The following is a 16,939-nucleotide window of genomic DNA, read 5'->3' on the forward strand; positions in this document are numbered from 1 at the left end:
CAATAAAATATGTTGGTCGTGGTGATGCTAAGTCGCGTTTGGCTATACATGCGGCTACTGAGGGTAAGTCACATTTAAGGCAGCGTGTAATTTTTAATAATAATTTAACAAAGGCTGAGGCTAAGTATCTTGAGCAGCAAATCATGAACCTTAATGGTGGGGCTAAATCTACTCGCCCAGAAACTAATCTTCTTAATAAGATCTGGTCCTACAGTCCAGCTAACCCTAACTCACCAATCTATGATATAGCAGGACATAGTCCCGATTGGGGGAAGAAAATATTGTCGGATGCACTGAAAAAAATGAAGGATATAGGATTATGAGTTTAAAACAGGTGGTAAATAGCGGTGACTATTTCATCATACCGATGTCTGACGGGAGGCAGGCCATCTGTCAGGCAGTGTGGATCGGAAAAAGTAGCTCAGGCCAAACATTTAAGAGAGTATTTGCGTTTTGTGTTTTGTCCGTAGGAAACGGAAAAAATATTCCTGAAGAAGTAAGCTACTTAAGTTTCCAAGAATATGATGGGCCTTTCAAGGTAATTTTTACCGCTGTGGATAAACTTTTTTCCGGGGAATGGCCTGTGATTGGAAGTGGTCCGATAGTAGATCAAAAAATGGTAAATTTGGAATTCCATATGGCAGGGGATCTATATGTTTGTGGCGAGTTTGTGAAAGTGCTGCCTGGTGAGAAGTATAAAGACTACTTAGAAATGGCCGTTGCTGGGTTCGTCTTGGTTGATCGATATTTAAAACAGCACTAGTAGTCGACATACCAACAGGCTAATTAGAGAGGGGAGCTAAGTTTACAGCGCGGTTGTTGGGCAGGAATCAATACTCCCCATGCCGCTATGACACGCTTACCCCCGGTGTCAGGATTTCATCCGGCTCGGACGATGTGTTCATCGGGGGCTGGACGGTTCAATACCTCGATATTGACGATCAGATTCCCGGCTGGCTTCTCGTCGTTGTAGACGCGCTGATGATCGTCGCATCAATGGTCAAAGCGGTGGTATCAGTAGCCAAGCTGGGGTTGACGCAAGGCTTGGAGACTGCAGGGCCCTTGCACATTGCGGTTCGGCGCCATCGTTGCCGCCAGCTACCTCGCGGGCCTCACGTCTTTAGCCCCGTTGTCGGGAAAGTCTTGGGGGGATTATCGGCAATCCCGTGGACCTCACAACAGGCCGCAAAATATCGCTGGACTCGGGTGAGCCCGATTTTGTCTTGCCGGGCTCTGATGGCTTCTACGCAAGCGACCTGACCGTCGACAGCGTGCTTGGCCAAGGCTGGGTCTTGCCCTGGGAGCAGAGCCTGCGCCGCAGCGGAAGCTTCGTTTACCTCACCGACAACCAGGGCCGCAGCGTGCCCTTTGTCGACATCGAGCCTGGCGAAAGCATCTACAACCCCTACGAACAGATTTATCTGGTCCGATCGCCCGGCGGCCACTACCTCCTGCAAACGCTCGATAACACTTTCTTCTATTTCGGCGAGGTCCCTGACGACAATGCGCCGGCGCCCTTGCAACGTCTGGAAAATGCGCTCGGGCATTACCTGCATTTCAGCCGAACGGCCAACGGTACACTTACCGACATCAGTGCCCCCGGCGGCGTGCGCGTGCACCTACATTACGACAATCCACTTGGCCGCCTCACCGACGTCAAGCGCATAGTGGGCAATGAAGCCGTTGAAACCCTCGTCCAGTATCGTTACAGCGACGACGGCCAGTTGAGCGAAGTGATCAACCGCAACGGCGATACGATGCGCCGCTTCAGTTATGCCGAAGGCGTGATGATCAGCCACAGCAATGCCTTGGGCTTGAGCTGCAATTACCGTCGGGAAACCATCGACGGTCAGCCGCGTGTGGTCGAGCACTGGACCAGCGATGGCGAGCACTTTCATTTCCGCTACGACTTCAAGAACAGAACTTCTTGGGCGGTAGACGTCCTTGGCCGTGAGCTGGAAGTGCATTACAACGAGGATCGCTTTGTCATCGCCAGCCGTGATTATGGCGGTGAACGCTACGCCATGGACCTGGACGAAGCCGGCAACCTAACCGGCATCACGCTACCCGATGGCAATAAGCTGGCCTTCAAGTACGACGACTTCTCCCGCCTGATCGAAGAGACCGATCCACTGGGCCGCAAGATCCGCTACAAACATCACCTGGGTACGACGCTGGTGACCGAAACCGCGTTCCCCGACGGCAGTGTCTGGAAAGCCCGCTACGACGATAAAGGCAACGTGATAGCTGAAGTCGATGCACTCGGCCACAAAACCGAGTACCTCAACAGCGACGATGGCCTGCCGCACACCATCATCGATGCCACACACAAATCCAAATACCTGTGGTGGAACGAACTGGCACAGGTGGAGCGGTTTCAGGATTGCTCGGGCAAAAACACCTTCTACACCTACGATGATCGGTCTCATCTGGTTGCCGTCACCGATGCCCTGAATCAGACGACAAGACTTGAGCGCAAACCCGACGGTGAAGTGGTGCGCATCGAGCACCCCGATGGCACAGCCGAGTCGTTTACCTACAACGCCTTAGGACAGGTCCTGACGCACACCGACGGCAAAGGCCAGATTACGCGTCTGCTGCGCACTGCACGCGGATTGCCTGCCAGCCGCCAGGACGCCAAGGGCCAGCGCATCAGCTACGAGTACGACAAGGCGATCCGTCTGACCGCACTGGTCAACGAAAACAATGCTGCGTACCGATTTGCCTACGATGCATCGGATCGTCTGATCGAAGAAAAGCGCATCGACAACCTGACACGTCGATTCACCTACAACGTTGGTGGGCATCTGACGCAATTGGATGAAATCGGCTACGGCGACAGGGCAGAGCGGCCGCAACGCAGCACCGAGTTTGAGCGTGATGTGATTGGCCGCTTGCTGGCCAAAGTGAACGAGGATGCGCGGCAGGATTACGGTTACGACGAAGCGGACCGGTTGCTCAGCATTCACCGGCTGCCTTCAAGCATTGGCAAGAAGCTGGGCGTTGAGGAAGAGACCCTCGACTTCAGTTATGACCTGTTGGGTCGCTTGATCAAAGAAACCACACCGCAAGGTGCGCTGGCCTACGAATACGATCCGCTCAGCAATCTGACCACGCTGACATTGCCTACTGGTCAGCACCTCAACCACCTTTACTACGGCAGCGGTCATCTGCACCAACTCAACCTCGATGGATTGTTGATCAGCGACATGGAGCGCGACGATCTGCATCGCGAGGTCTATCGATCACAGGGCAAGCTGACCAGCTGTTTTGGTTATGACGCCATGGGCCGGAAGAGTTGGCAGTTTGCGTCGACTATTCCGGCTGAAAAGCTTTCGCAAATCCAAAACCCAGGCATCAACACCTCGTTGCTGGTCGATCATGCGTACAACCCCATTCATCGGCGTTATGAATACGACCCGGCGGGTGAACTAGTCCGCACGCTGGACAAACTCCGCGGTGAGATCAAGTACGAATACGAACCGAACGGCCAATTGCACAGCCGTAACACTGGCAAACTCGTCGATAGCGAAGAGTTCAGATACGACGCTGCCGCCAACCGCCTGAACTTCAACACCAGCCAGTTTGATCAGGTGAAAGACAACCGCATCAAGCAATGGCGCGATCAGGAATATACCTACGACGCCTGGGGCAACCTGATTGAGAAACGGTCGGGCTTTTCCAAGCTGCAGACGTTCACCTACGACTGCGAAAATCGGCTCGTGCGTGCGGAGACAATGGTCAACAGCCAGACGCATAGCGTTGGCACGTACCGGTATGACAGCTTGGGGCGCCGGGTTGGGAAGACGTCTGAGATTGAAGGTCAGACCGAGCACAAGCATTTCCTTTGGCAAGGCTTGCGCATGTTGCGTGAGCAAACGCCTTGGCAAAGCAGCCTCTATATCTACGAGCCCGGAAGCTATGCGCCGCTAGCCCGGGTCGACCAAAACGAAGGTGAGGCGGAGCAGCGGCTTTATTACTTCCACACCGACCAGATCGGCACGCCGCTTGAGATGACGGATGTCGATGGCCAGATCGTTTGGCAGGCGACGTACAAGGCATGGGGTGAAATTGAAACGCTGGCCGTGAATGAGGTTGAGCAGAATCTTCGGTTCCAGGGTCAGTACTCCGACGACGAAACAGGACTGCACTGCAACACGTTCAGGTATTACGATCCAGAGGTAGGTCGGTTCCTAACGCAGGATCCGATTGGTTTATTAGGTGGATTTAACCTATATCAATATGGTCCCAACACCACTGGCTGGATAGATGCTTTTGGCTTATGCAAAAGCTCCGTAAGTGGGGACAAAGGTACGGCTAAGGCCGTGCATGACCTCGAACAGAATGGGTATGAGGTTGTCGCTCAAGAGGTGACAATGAAGGTTAATGGCAGCAGAGTTCGCGCTGATATTGTCGCAAAAGATGGGCATGAGAACCTTCATGTTTTCGAGGTAAAGCATGGTTCTGGAGGGCTCACAAAAAACCAGAAAGCCTCCGGGGTTTACGATATGTCTAGTCCGGCTAATACTGCGCAGCATTTGGGTGGTGGTACTATAAAAACATCTCGAGGTACGGCGGGAACCTTCAAAGTTGATACTAAGGGCAAGCCAGGTAAAGATCTAGGTGGCAAGGGTGCGATACATGATGCCACTTTCAATGTTTTAAAGTATCGGTGATTTATGAGTAAAGAAAATCGAATTTATTTTGAAAGTGAGCTTTTGCAGGAGCTTAAAGGTATAGCGGGCTCTGAAATATCGATTACGGTTTTGAAAAGTGGCATTAGATTTATCTACGAAAAAAAAGTTGTTGCAGAGCTCGATTTTCAATACTTGGTAAAGTCTAATGCCTATGTCCTTAATGGCCGCGTTTTCGGCGGCCCTATATTTGAGTGCTCCTCTAAAATTGACCCTCCTTACGAAAGTCATTTGTTTAGCGATGCATGCTTTGCGTTTACGACGTCTGGAAGACAGGATAAAAAATTTAGCGATAATGTATATGGCAGCATCTATCTTCCACCTCCGGAAGAGGTTGGGTCTGTGTGCAAGCGAATTAGAAACTCTCTTGAGAGTTACTATATCCCTATGATTACGGGGTGTATAGTGCCAGGTCCTAGGACCATCGAGGATGTTTTGCACTCACCTACCGACTATGCATATCCGGCAGTGTTTATTCATTGTGCCGTCACTTGTAATCCAGAAATCATAAGCGAAGAAGTTATTGAAAAGATAAAAGCCAACAAAAAGATTATTAGAAACAAATCATTTGACCTAGAGCTTATAGAGGGGGTACTAGGCCGCCTTGGGCAGTAGACAGGACTTTAGCTGATAGGGTGGCATGTAAACGTGGTTTCCATAATCTGAATGTTAATGGTTAGATCTTTATCATTAATAGTGGTTTTTTGAGAGGCCGCGTAATCAGCGCAGCTACTGACCAAGTTTGGCCTGACCGAACTCAATTATGCAGTCGATAACATTTCCGGTGAAACCCCCGCCCATTACCGCTTCGACAACGGGCGTGTAGGTGTAGAATTGCTGTTCAAATACGGCAATGGCGGCACCCGGCCGACAAAGATACTTTATAACGTATGTAGAAATGGGGAGTTACTCGATGACAGCGTCTTTCCCAACTGACCTCAATGGCGAATTGCGTGAAAAAATAACTAATGCAGTGCGTGTTTTCATGGATAAGATGAACCGCTGGGAGGTTGAGTGCTACAAGCAAAGTGCTGCGGATTTTGACGACACTGCGTCAGATGGTTCTTTAGAGAGGCGGATGAGATCGGGCCTTTTGAACATATTCTCTGAGCATGTAGTTGAGAATGGTAGAAACTATCATCGGCTGGAAAATCTCGGTTGTGGTCGCAATCCTGAATATGATCCGGTGCATGATCAGATTGGCGAGATCGAATGGGATGGACGTAGGGCAAAAATAACTATTCAAAAGAAAACGGGTTTGCGAGCTACTTATCGGCTCGCATTCGGCTTGGATGGTGTTGTATGTAAAATTGCTAGGCGAGAGCTTTTATCCGCATCAGATAAGTGGGGGCGAACTTATATATATTTCTTATCAAGTCGGCTTTGTCAATCGGCCTCCATGGGCTCTTGGTGAAGTAAACAACGCTTGTCCGTTTGAGCAGTATCCACCGAGAGCGGTCTAGGGGTTCACTGCTCAGCAACTGATCGATCTGTACTGCGTCAGCGGCTGCGTATATCAGTTCAATTCCGAAGATCTGATAATCAGCGATATTGAGCGAGATGACCTGCATCGCGAGATTTATCGGTCCCAAGGTAAGCTTACCAGTTGCTTTGGCTATGACGCGATGGGGCGTAAGAGCTGGTAGTTTGCTTCGACGTTGCCTGCGGACAAACTTTCGCAGATCTAGAACACAGGCATCAGCACTTGGCTGCTGGTGAATCATGCGCACAACCCGATTTATCGGCGTCATGAATACGACCCGGCGGGTGAACTAGTTCAGACGCCGGACAAGCTGCGCGGTGAGATTAAGTACGAATATGAAGCGAACGGCCAATTGCATAGCCGTAACACGCGCAAACTCGTCGATAGCGAAGAGTTCCGATACGACGCTGCCGCCAACCGGCTGAACTTCAACACCAGCCAGTTTGATCAGGTCAAAGACAATCGAATCAAGAAATGGCGCGATCAGGAATATACCTACGACGCGTGGGGCAATCTGATTGAGAAACGGTCAGGGTTAATCAAGCTGCAGACGTTCACCTACGATTGCGAAAACCGTCTTGTTCGCTCGTAGACAATGGTCAACAGCCAGACGCACAGCGTCGGCACGTATCGGTACGACAGCTTGGGGCGGCGGGTCGGGAAGACGTCTGAGATTGATGGCCAGACCGAGCACAAGCATTTCCTTTGACAAGGCTTGCGAATGTTGCGCGAGGAGGCGCCGGGACAAAGCAGCCTCTACATCTACGAGCCCGGAAGCTATGCGCCGCTAGCCCGGGTCGACCAAAACGAAGGTGAGGATCAGCAAAAGCTTTATTACTTCCACACCGACCAGATCGGCACGCCGCTTGAGATGACGGATGTCGATGGCCAGATCGTGTGGCAGGCGACGTATAAAGCGTGGGGAGAGATCGAGTCGCTTCCGGTAAGTGAGATTGAGCAGAACCTGCGGTTCCAAGGTCAGTACTTTGACGATGAGACGGGCCTGCACTACAACACGTTTCGGTATTACGATCCGGAGGTGGGACGATTTACAACGCAAGGTCCGATTGGGTTAGCGGGTGGAGTTAATGTTTACCTGTACGCTGTGAATCCCATTCAAAGGGTTGACCCGCTAGGATGGTGCTCCACCAAATTGGGCGAAAATATTGGCGCAAGAAAGGGAGATGGTATGGCCAACCATCATCTAATCCCTGAAGAAGTTCTGAAAAATCCACAGTACGCAAGAATGTTCGACAAGCTAAAAACTATGGGCTTCGACGGCGATGGAGCATCGAACGGAATCTTCTTGCCAGGCAGCAAAAATCTGACGCAACGTATCGACCTTCCAGGGCATTGGTCTAATCACGGTCAATATACGAATGTCATAGAATCAAAGGTTACTAAGATAAATGACTTGTTTGAGGCTGGAAAGCTATCTGACACTCAGTTAGTTTTGGGGGTCGGAAAGATCCACAATTTCGCAAGATCAGGGCTTGAATCTAATAAATTTGTTGTAGATGCGATTACGGGACGTTTGCTATGAAGCTGAATGAAAAGAAATATTATGTCATGCAGTACAGCTCGGCAGATGAAGGTTGTCCTGCGAGCCTGGCGGGCTTTTTTAATCATGATAAATTTGAATGGACTCCCTATGAGCTGCACCCTGTGGAATTAGGCATTAATAAGGAGTATAGGCTTGAGCTTTCTGCCTTGGATATGAAGCTTGAGGCGTTAAATTTTGACTTTTATCAAGTTAGTACCTCTTATGTTTCGCGAAAATTCTTAGATGTCTGTGACGCATTGAACGCTAGCTTCAGGGCTATTCCTCTCGAGATTTCGCTTGGCGGGAACACCCGAAAGAATGAGTTTTTTATATTTCTTCCGGGTGAAAGCTTATCCGCTCTCGACAACGTCCGCTCTGTCTATGAAGTCTCAAAAGATATCGAGACTGGACGTATTGTAGATAGCCCGCTGTATCCTGATGCAGTCAGTATTGACAGTATTGATTCTTTTGTGGTTTCTGAAGATGTTGAAAGTGATATTTTTCGTTGCCAAGAAACGCTGGAATTATTTTGCAGTGAGCGATTCAGATTGGCGGCAACTGGGCTAAAGGGTATTTCGTTTTTAGAAGTGGATGAGGCTTACAGGTACGATCCGTGGGCGGGTCTTGACGATGTATAATTAAGTATAAATAAATTATTATCAGATCTAATTTTCGACCTCTAAAAATAACATTTTGCCTAGTCTTCTGGCGGAGAGTTCCGCTACGATGCTACGGCCAACCGGCTAGACTTCAACACCAGCCAGTTGATCAAGTGAAATATAACCGCATCAAGCGTTGGCGCGATCAATAACATAGCTACGACGCGTGGGGCAACCTGATTGAAAAGCGGTCGGGCTTATCCAAGCTGTAGAGTTTTACCTACGACTGCGAAAGCCGGTTGGTGCGTGCTAAGACGATGGTCAACAGCCCGGTGCACAGCGCAGTGCTGGCGGAACTGGTGCGAAGTAAGATCCTGTCAAAGGGCAAGGGCTTTATGTGCTTGCTGATAATGATGTAATAAAATACGTTGGTCGCGGTGATGCCGCATCTCGTTTGGGTGTACATGCGGTGACAGATGGTAAGGCTCATTTGGAACAATATGTTATTTTTAATAATAATTTGACAAAGGCAGAGGCTAAATTTCTTGAGCAAAAAATCATGGACCTCAACGGCGGGGCTAAGTCTACTAACGCAGTAACAAATTTACTTAATAAAATTAGGTCCTATAGCCCGACTAACCCATATTCAGGAACGTATGATGTCTCAGGGCATAGCTCCGGCTGGGGCAGTAACGTGCTATCCGATGCATTGATAAAAATGAAGGGGCTGGGATTGTGAGTTCTAAACAGAAAGTGAATAGTGGTGATTATTTCACCATACCAATGACTGACGGGCGACAAGCCGTCTGCCAGGCGATATGGATAGGAAAAGATAGTTCAGGGCAAACGTTTAAAAAAGTATTTGCGTTTTGCGTTTTGTCCGTAGGCGACGAAAAAGATATTCCTGATGAAGTAAGTTACTTAAGCTTTCAAAACCACAGGGGTACGTTTGAGGTGATTTTTACTGCCGTAGATAAACTTCTTTCTGGGGAGTGGCCTGTGATTGGAAGAGGCCCGATAAAAGATGAGAAAATGGTGAATTTTGAGTTCAATATGGCAGGGGATCTGTATCTTTGTGGTGAGCCGGTGAGAGTGCTGGCGATTGATGAGTATAAAGATTACTTGTCTATGGCTATTTCTGGGTATGTCTTGGTTGAGAGATATTTTAATCAGTACTAGTAGTCGAAGGGTCGAGAGGCTGATTATAAAGTAAGGTACGTAAAGCTCGGGTTTTACCGAGGTTATTAGGCAAGAATAAATACTCGTCATACCACGATGGCATGCTGGGCCGCGGTGCCGGGATTTCATCCGGCTCGGAGGATGTGTTCATCGGGGGCGGTACGGTTCAATACCTCCACATCGACGACGAAATTCCGGGTTGGGTTCGCGTCGTTGTCGACGTGCTGATGATCGTCGCATCGATGGGTAAAGCGCTGGTATCAGTCGCCAAGCTGGGGCTGACGCAAGGGTTGAAGGCCGCAGGGCCGCGCGCACTGCGCTTCGGCGCGACTGTTGCCGCCAGCTACCTCACGGGCACCTACATCATTGGCCCGGCAGTCGGGAAAATCCTGGGCGGGATGATTGGCAATCCCGTCGACCTCACAACTGGCCGCAAACTGTTGCTGGATTCAGGCGAGACCGATTTCGTGCTGCCCGGCCTGATGCCGATTGAATGGCCCCGCTTCTATGCCAGCGACCTGACCGTCAACAGCGTGTTGGGTCAGGGCTGGGTCTTGCCCTGGGAGCAGAGCCTGCGCCGCAGCGGAAGCTTCGTTTACCTTACCGACAACCAGGGCCGCAGCGTGCCCTTTGTCGACATCGAGCCCGGGGAGCGCATTTACAACCCCTACGAGCAGATTCATCTGGTCCGTACCCTGGGTGGGCATTACCTGCTGCAAACGCTCGACAACGTGTTTTTCTACTTCGGCGAAGTGCCGGACGACAACACCTCGGTGCCGTTGCAGCGTCTGGAAAATGCCCTCGGCCATTACCTGCATTTCACCCGCACGGTCGAAGGCACGCTCACCGACATCAGCGCGCCCGGCGGCGTGCGGATTCACCTGCATTACGACAACCCACTGGGTCGCCTGAGCGACGTCAAACGCATCGTCGACAACCTGGCCGTGGAAACCCTCGTCCAGTACCGCTACGACGACAACGGCCAACTCATCGAAGTGATCAATCGCAATGGCGATTGCATGCGTCGGTTCAGCTACGCCGACGGCGTGATGGCCAGTCACAGCAACGCATTGGGTTTGAGCTGCAACTACCGCTGGGAAACCATTGATGGCCAGCCGCGGGTCGTCGAGCACTGGACCAGCGATGGCGAACACTTTCATTTCCGCTACGACTTCAAGAACAGAATTTCGTGGGCGGTTGACGTCCTCGGGCGCGAACTGGAAGTGCAGTACAACGAGGACAAACGGGTTATCGCCAGCCGGGACTTCGGCGGCGGGCGCTACGGCATCGATCTGGATGAAGCGGGCAACACGACCGGCATCAGTCTGCCGGACGGGAATCGTCTGACATTCAAGTACGATGATTTTTCGCGCCTGATCGAAGAGACCGACCCGCTCGGTCGAAGCATCATCTACAGCTATCACCTCAGTACCACCTTGATCACCGAAACTGCCTTCCCGGACGGCAGCGTCTGGAAAGCCCGTTACGACGACAAGGGCAACCTCATTGCTGAAACTGACCCGCTGGGGCACAAGACCGAGTACCTCAATAGCGAAGATGGTCTGCCGCACACCATTATTGATGCGACCTACAAGTCGAAATATCTGTGGTGGAATGGCTTGGCGCAGGTCGAGCGGTTTCAGGATTGCTCTGGAAAAAGCACGTTCTACACCTACGATGATCGCGCCCACCTGATCGCCGTCACCGATGCGTTGAACCAGACCACACGACTGGACCGCAAACCTGACGGCGAAGTGGTGCGTATCGAGCACCCGGATGGCACGGTTGAAGCGTTTACCTACAACGCCCTCGGCCAAGTCCTTACGCACACCGATGGCAAAGGCCAGACGACAAGGCTGTTGCGTACGGCACGCGGGCTCCCTTCTAGCCGACAGGATGCGAAGGGCCAGCGCATTCGTTACGAGTACGACAAAGCGATTCGGCTGACAGCGCTGGTCAACGAAAACAACGCGGCTTATGAGTTTGCTTACGATGCGTCGGATCGACTGATCGAAGAAAAGCGCATCGACAATTTGACACGCAGATTCAACTACAACCTGGGCGGGCATCTGACGCGGGTTGATGAAATCGGCTACGGGGACAGGGCAGAGCGACCGCAACGCAGCACGGAATTTGAGCGTGATGTGATTGGTCGGTTGCTGGCAAAGGTCAATCAGGATGCGCGTCAGGATTACGGGTATGACGAGAGCGATCGGCTGCTGTCGATAGCGCGATTACCTACAGCGATTGGTAAAAAGCTCGGCATCGGCGAGGAAACGCTGGAGTTTGAGTACGACGTACTTGGCCGCCTGATCAAAGAGACCACGCCGCAAGGGGCGCTGGCCTACGAATACGATCCTCTCAGCAACCTGACCACGCTGACCTTGCCGACGGGCCAACACCTCAATCATCTGTACTACGGCAGTGGTCACCTGCACCAACTGAACCTTGACGGTTTGCTCATCAGCGACATGGAGCGAGACGACCTGCATCGAGAGGTCTATCGGTCTCAAGGCAAGCTCACCAGTTGTTTTGGCTATGACGCAATGGGCCGGAAGAGTTGGCAGTTTGCGTCGACTATTCCGGCTGAAAAGCTGTCGCAGATCCAGAATCCAGGCATCAACACCTCGTTGCTGGTCGATCATGCGTACAACCCGATTCATCGACGGTATGAGTACGATCCAGCGGGAGAACTGACCCGCACGCTCGACAAACTGCGTGGCGAGATTAAGTACGAGTATGAAGCCAACGGGCAGCTGCACAGTCGCGACACCGGTCGCTTGGTTGATAGCGAAGAGTTCCGCTACGACGCTGCCGCCAACCGCCTGAACTTCAACACCAGCCAGTTTGATCAGGTGAAAGACAACCGCATCAAGCAATGGCGCGATCAGGAATATACCTACGACGCCTGGGGCAACCTGATTGAAAAGCGGGTAGGGCTGCGCAAGCTGCATACGTTCAGCTACGACTGTGAAAACCGGCTTGTGCGTGCGGAGACGATGGTCAACAGCCAGGTGCACAGCGTTGGCACGTACCGGTATGACAGCCTGGGTCGCCGGGCCGGGAAGACGTCCGAGATTGATGGCCAGACCGAGCATAAGCATTTTCTCTGGCAAGGACTGCAGATGCTGCGCGAAGAAACACCGTGGCAGAGCAGCCTCTATATTTACGAGCCAGGAAGCTACGCGCCACTTGCCCGGGTTGACCAGAGCGAAGGTGAGGCAGAGCGGACGCTTTACTACTTTCATAGCGACCAGATTGGCACGCCGCTGGAGATGACGGATGTCGATGGCCAGATCGTGTGGCAGGCGACTTACAAGGCTTGGGGTGAAGTTGAATCGTTGGCCGTGAGTGAAGTTGTGCAAAATCTGCGGTTTCAGGGTCAGTATTTCGACGATGAGACGGGCCTGCACTACAATACATTCAGATATTACGATCCCGAGGTGGGGCGATTTATTACGCAGGATCCGATTGGGTTACAAGGGGGCATCAATCTTTACCAGTACGTAATAAGCCCGCTGGGAGAGGTAGACGTGTTGGGGCTGTGCTCTAGAAAGCTCGGTCAAGCGATGGGGCATAAAGCTGGTGACGATATGTCGAATCACCATTTGATACCCGAGCAGTTAATGAAGGACAAAGAATTCGCCGGTATGTTCTCCAAATTGAGAAGCGTCGGTTTCAAAAACGACGGGCCGTCGAATGGCATGTACCTACCTGACAATCCGTCGCTTGCAAAGATTCTCGATCTACCGAGCCACTGGACAAGTCATAAAGAATACACCGCAGCCATTCGCCCGGAATTAGATAAACTAAACCAGCTGTTTGGACGGGGCGCACTAAGTGATACCCAGCTTGCGTTGGGTATTGGTAACATCCAAAGAATAGCTCGAGAGGGCTTAGAGAATGGAAAGTATGCGGTCAATGCAATCACAGGGGGGTTAAAGTAGATGGTTCAGGAATTTTACATAGTAGAATATGCAGGCGGTTCTAGTGGTTGCCCTATCTATTTACCCGGGGAAGAGAACTGTGACTGGGAATGGGAGACGTACGATCCGGAGCCGGACAAGTATGTGATTAAGAATAAGCATATTTTTCAGTGCGCTGATTTAGATGATGTGGGTTTGGATTTTGACTATATCGGATCGCCAAGACAGTTTGTTTCTCATAAGTTTATCGAGGTGTGTGATCTTCTAGGTGTTAAATATAGAACAGTCCCTGTTGAAGTGCGTCTGGCTAATGGTGGAAAACCAAGTAAAGATTATTTTTTCTATTTGGCAGCAGAGTGGGCCGCGTTGCTGGATGAGGAGAAGTCAGAGTTTTCACTAGAGAGAAATCTCTCCACTGGAGAGGTTGCTGTCAACAAATTCTATCCTGGAGCGCATTGTTATAACTGGATCAAAAAGTTTTCGGTTCGAAGTGGCCTGGATAAGGATTTCTTCTGGTGCTCAGAATTAATGGAGCATGCGTGTAGCCAAAGATTCGTTGATGAATCTACAAAGCAAGGGTTAAAGGGTCTTAACTTTATACCTATTGACGAGCATTTCAAGTATGACCCTTGGAGTGAATTGGGGGATTAGAGTAAGATTTGATATATTAAAGACGCGTGTATGCATTCGTGATCGACTGCTCCGTTAGAGAGCAGATCATCAGGCATGCGGTGAGTTACTATTCGACTTAAACTGATCGAGCTAGGTTCTTGCTGCCACTTTCCAGAATGCCAGAGCTTTATATATTATCTGGTTGTTAGTGCAAAAGGGTTAATGAGCCCTATTGAGCTTTTTAAGCCAGACGTTAGGACTGCACTGCATGGCTACACGGTTTACCTTTCACCAGGCAATTTTCTTAATTCGTTAGTAATCGCATACGTAGGGCCTCAAGATGTCTACTCCAAGTGAACAGCGTCGCGCAGTAGCTAAACATACTCTTCAAGTTTTCAAAGGTGAGCTAAAGGTTCAAGTCTACTACGACGACAATAGAGTGTTGTCAGTCGAGTTGCTCACGACGCTTGATTCAGTGCATAAGGGTGTCAAGTCAATTGGGTCCATAGGTCTTTCTGAAATTTCGTTGCTTGATGCAGACGGCGACGAGTTTGGGACTCGTGTGGAATTATGTGCTGCGGCGCTAACTCCCGAAATATATTGGGAGAACGCTGTCGCTTCAGCCGCTTTCTTCATTCAAAAGCGCAAAGAAGCTGTGATGCCTGGAGATGTAGTTCCGAACATATTTCAGGACTATTTGCCCGATCCTATTATGCCTCACATCTATTTAACTGTGCCCTATATTTGGAATGATGCTCACTTTCCAGAGTTAAGCTTTAAAAATTTAAAGATTAATTGGTTACAGTGCATCGCAATTTATGAGGTTGAAAGAGTATTCATCGAAAAATTTGGTGGTGATGCGTTTGATGACTTGCTTTCCGAGCAGGAGATCAATACCTTGGATGCTCAAAGGCTACCAGTGAAGTTTGATTGATCTCATGTGTTCAATTGTGTCTCTTGCTAATGGGCATCTATGATGTCCCGTTCGTTGGGATTAGATAAAATTGTGAACATTTGGTCGTTTTGCTGAGTCTAAGCGGCCAAACATCCTTATAAATAAAGTTGCTCATATCTGGTAGTAAGCGTTGGGTGCGAATTTATGCGTTCCGATGCTGTTTGTATGGGTCGAATATTTAGCTCGGCTGCTGTCGCCTGATCGTCCAGTCGGAATGTTAATGCTTTTATTCAAATATGCTGAATGCTTGATCTCCGAAGTTGGTTTAGATGTCCTTTACTTATTTTCAAGCGAGGGCGCTGGCGGAATTTTGGCATCGATCCACTTAAACTGACATATTGCAAAAGCGCTACACCTACATCACCCAGTACCGTGAAACCGACTTCAACTTCGTCCAGCGTCTGCTTGAAGAAGAAGGGATGTTTTACTACTTCGAGCACACCGCCGAAGGCCACACCATGATCATCTGCGACGACTCCAGCATGCTTCAGCCGTTGCCGGAACAACCGCAGATCCGCTTCCACACCGCGTCCGTCACCGAGACCGCAGACTCCATTACCAAGTGGAGCGGCAAACGCCAGTTGCAGGCGGGCAAGGTGGCCGTGCAGACCTTCGACTACCGTCAGCCCAACAACCGTCTGCCCGTCGGCATGAACAGCCTGAACAAGCAGCGCGACGTCGAGACGTTCGAGATCTACGACTTCCCCGGCCAGTACACTCACGGCACCTACGACGAGGGCGAAACGCTCTTGCGTCTGCGCATGGAAGCTTTGGAAATCCGCGGCAAGAAGTTCGAAGGGGCGAGCAACTGCCGCGCGATGAAGCCTGGCTACACCTTCGAGCTGGTGCAGCACTACGACCACGATCAACGCTCGGCCGACGATCGCCAGTTCCTGCTGATGGGCGTTGAAAGCGCCGTGCCTAGGTCGGGCGCTGGCGTGCCCATCGCCCAATTCAATCTCAGACGCCCACCATCAACCCCGAACAACCCCCTCCAAACCCTCATGCCCCTGCACAATCAACCCCCTGACCAACTCCTCAAATTCCTCCTCCGTCCCAGCCTCCCGCACCTCAAACCCAGCACTCCATCGCACCACACACCGTTCGACCAACTCCGCAACCTCATCCACCCGAACCTGTGCCCGATACCCATCCACCGGCAACGGCGACTCTTCAAACACATAAGCCAACGCCCTAAGCCCATCATCAAACTCGATCAACCGCTCCCGCAACACCGCACCATCCGCAAGCGCCAGCCGCCTGACCGCACCCACCCGCAAACCCCCAGCCTCACCCTCAAGAAGACTCTTCAAAATCGCCGGATGCCAGTCCGCAATCCCGCCAAACTCCCGCAGCACCTTCCACGCCTGATCCGCACTGCACGGCAAACCTGCGTTGTACTCAACTAAAACCATCCCTACTGTCTCCCAAATAATTAACACTGCAGCGCTTAAAACCAAACGCGAACTAACAAGCTGCACTAACCCGGCCCGCAAGCCCCGAAGCCAAAACCCCAAGACCTGCGTCCATAAAATTCACCGCAGTAAAACCTACCCCTCAAACTGGTGATAAACCTTCGCAATCACCTTCCAGTCCCCATCGATCTTGATCAACGTCAGGTAGTCGTTGTAATCCGCGCCGATCGCATCCTTCTCCATATCCACCCGCACAACAGCCGTAGTCGGTGTAATCGCCAGCACATCCAGACGCGTCGTGATGTCCGCCGCCTTGCCGTTGCTCTCGACAAAGTCATACAGGTTGCTGATCGGCCCACCCAGCAGTTCGCCGTTGGTGAAGCCGTACATCACCGCCTCTTCATGAAAGGCCTGCTTGATTGTCGCAACACTGCCTTCACGCAGGCCTTCAACGTAGCGGCTGGCGGTCTCGATGACGGCGTTGTAGTCGTGGGTGGCAACGGCTTTGATGTTCTTGCTCATGTTGATGACTC

The 16,939-nt window shown here is 51.1% G+C and carries 10 protein-coding genes and 5 pseudogenes; 13 read left to right on the forward strand and 2 right to left on the reverse strand.

The features are described 5' to 3' along the window. The first annotated feature begins 319 nt into the window (after nt 1-319). From ACYAR8_RS17625 to ACYAR8_RS17685, 13 genes and pseudogenes are all read left to right on the forward strand, one after another. The gene (locus ACYAR8_RS17625) at nt 320-763 is read left to right on the forward strand and encodes a hypothetical protein (RefSeq protein ID WP_463580552.1); all 444 of its coding nucleotides are present in this window, start codon (nt 320-322) and stop codon (nt 761-763) included. An 89-nt stretch (nt 764-852) separates the two neighbouring features. Beyond that, a pseudogene (locus ACYAR8_RS17630) lies at nt 853-4,292 on the forward strand (RHS repeat-associated core domain-containing protein); the annotation flags it as partial. A 387-nt stretch (nt 4,293-4,679) separates the two neighbouring features. Continuing rightward, nucleotides 4,680-5,309: a hypothetical protein gene (locus ACYAR8_RS17635; RefSeq protein WP_463580553.1), complete on the forward strand. Its 630-nt coding sequence runs from the start codon at nt 4,680-4,682 to the stop codon at nt 5,307-5,309. A 298-nt stretch (nt 5,310-5,607) separates the two neighbouring features. Then, on the forward strand, nt 5,608-6,108 hold the full coding sequence (locus tag ACYAR8_RS17640; RefSeq protein WP_158273351.1) for an NTF2 fold immunity protein: 501 nt from the start codon (nt 5,608-5,610) through the stop codon (nt 6,106-6,108). 76 nt (nt 6,109-6,184) lie between these two features. Next, nucleotides 6,185-7,720, forward strand: a pseudogene (locus tag ACYAR8_RS17645) (RHS repeat-associated core domain-containing protein); the annotation flags it as partial. Continuing rightward, on the forward strand, nt 7,717-8,358 hold the full coding sequence (locus ACYAR8_RS17650) for an imm11 family protein (RefSeq protein ID WP_463580554.1): 642 nt from the start codon (nt 7,717-7,719) through the stop codon (nt 8,356-8,358). The pseudogene ACYAR8_RS17645 and the gene ACYAR8_RS17650, both read left to right, overlap by 4 nt. Before the next feature lie 75 nt (nt 8,359-8,433). Next, nucleotides 8,434-8,660, forward strand: a pseudogene (locus ACYAR8_RS17655) (RHS repeat domain-containing protein); the annotation flags it as partial. 56 nt (nt 8,661-8,716) lie between these two features. Beyond that, nucleotides 8,717-9,058: a hypothetical protein gene (locus ACYAR8_RS17660; protein WP_463580555.1), complete on the forward strand. Its 342-nt coding sequence runs from the start codon at nt 8,717-8,719 to the stop codon at nt 9,056-9,058. After that, a complete protein-coding gene (locus ACYAR8_RS17665) occupies nt 9,055-9,498 on the forward strand; it encodes an Imm26 family immunity protein (protein ID WP_463580556.1) in 444 nt (147 codons plus the stop codon). The genes ACYAR8_RS17660 and ACYAR8_RS17665 overlap by 4 nt, the downstream gene beginning before the upstream one ends. 113 nt (nt 9,499-9,611) lie before the next feature. Further along, nucleotides 9,612-13,445: pseudogene (locus ACYAR8_RS17670) on the forward strand (RHS repeat-associated core domain-containing protein); the annotation flags it as partial. Then, on the forward strand, nt 13,446-14,075 hold the full coding sequence (locus ACYAR8_RS17675; protein ID WP_463580557.1) for a hypothetical protein: 630 nt from the start codon (nt 13,446-13,448) through the stop codon (nt 14,073-14,075). It abuts the pseudogene before it with no gap. A 301-nt stretch (nt 14,076-14,376) separates the two neighbouring features. Beyond that, nucleotides 14,377-14,970, forward strand: a complete 594-nt coding sequence (locus tag ACYAR8_RS17680; RefSeq protein WP_463580558.1) for a suppressor of fused domain protein — start codon at nt 14,377-14,379, stop codon at nt 14,968-14,970. 365 nt (nt 14,971-15,335) lie between these two features. Beyond that, nucleotides 15,336-15,905, forward strand: a pseudogene (locus tag ACYAR8_RS17685) (phage late control D family protein); the annotation flags it as partial. A 60-nt stretch (nt 15,906-15,965) separates the two neighbouring features. On the opposite strand, the gene ACYAR8_RS17690 reads toward ACYAR8_RS17685, so the two are convergent. Continuing rightward, on the reverse strand, nt 15,966-16,406 hold the full coding sequence (locus tag ACYAR8_RS17690) for an SRPBCC family protein (RefSeq protein ID WP_463580694.1): 441 nt from the start codon (nt 16,404-16,406) through the stop codon (nt 15,966-15,968). Between the two features lie 135 nt (nt 16,407-16,541). Then, nucleotides 16,542-16,928 carry a nuclear transport factor 2 family protein gene (locus ACYAR8_RS17695; protein ID WP_463580559.1) on the reverse strand — a complete coding sequence of 129 codons (387 nt, stop codon included), beginning with the start codon at nt 16,926-16,928 and terminating at the stop codon, nt 16,542-16,544. Between the last annotated feature and the right edge of the window lie 11 nt (nt 16,929-16,939).

The sequence above is a fragment of the Pseudomonas sp. HP_01 genome (assembly GCF_055284355.1).

Coding starts and splice junctions, on each gene's coding strand:
- ACYAR8_RS17625 (WP_463580552.1), top strand. CDS start 320: ATGAGTTTAAAACAGGTGGTAAATAGCGGTGACTATTTCATCATACCG.
- ACYAR8_RS17635 (WP_463580553.1), top strand. CDS start 4,680: ATGAGTAAAGAAAATCGAATTTATTTTGAAAGTGAGCTTTTGCAGGAG.
- ACYAR8_RS17640 (WP_158273351.1), top strand. CDS start 5,608: ATGACAGCGTCTTTCCCAACTGACCTCAATGGCGAATTGCGTGAAAAA.
- ACYAR8_RS17650 (WP_463580554.1), top strand. CDS start 7,717: ATGAAGCTGAATGAAAAGAAATATTATGTCATGCAGTACAGCTCGGCA.
- ACYAR8_RS17675 (WP_463580557.1), top strand. CDS start 13,446: ATGGTTCAGGAATTTTACATAGTAGAATATGCAGGCGGTTCTAGTGGT.
- ACYAR8_RS17680 (WP_463580558.1), top strand. CDS start 14,377: ATGTCTACTCCAAGTGAACAGCGTCGCGCAGTAGCTAAACATACTCTT.
- ACYAR8_RS17690 (WP_463580694.1), bottom strand. CDS start 16,406: ATGGTTTTAGTTGAGTACAACGCAGGTTTGCCGTGCAGTGCGGATCAG.
- ACYAR8_RS17695 (WP_463580559.1), bottom strand. CDS start 16,928: ATGAGCAAGAACATCAAAGCCGTTGCCACCCACGACTACAACGCCGTC.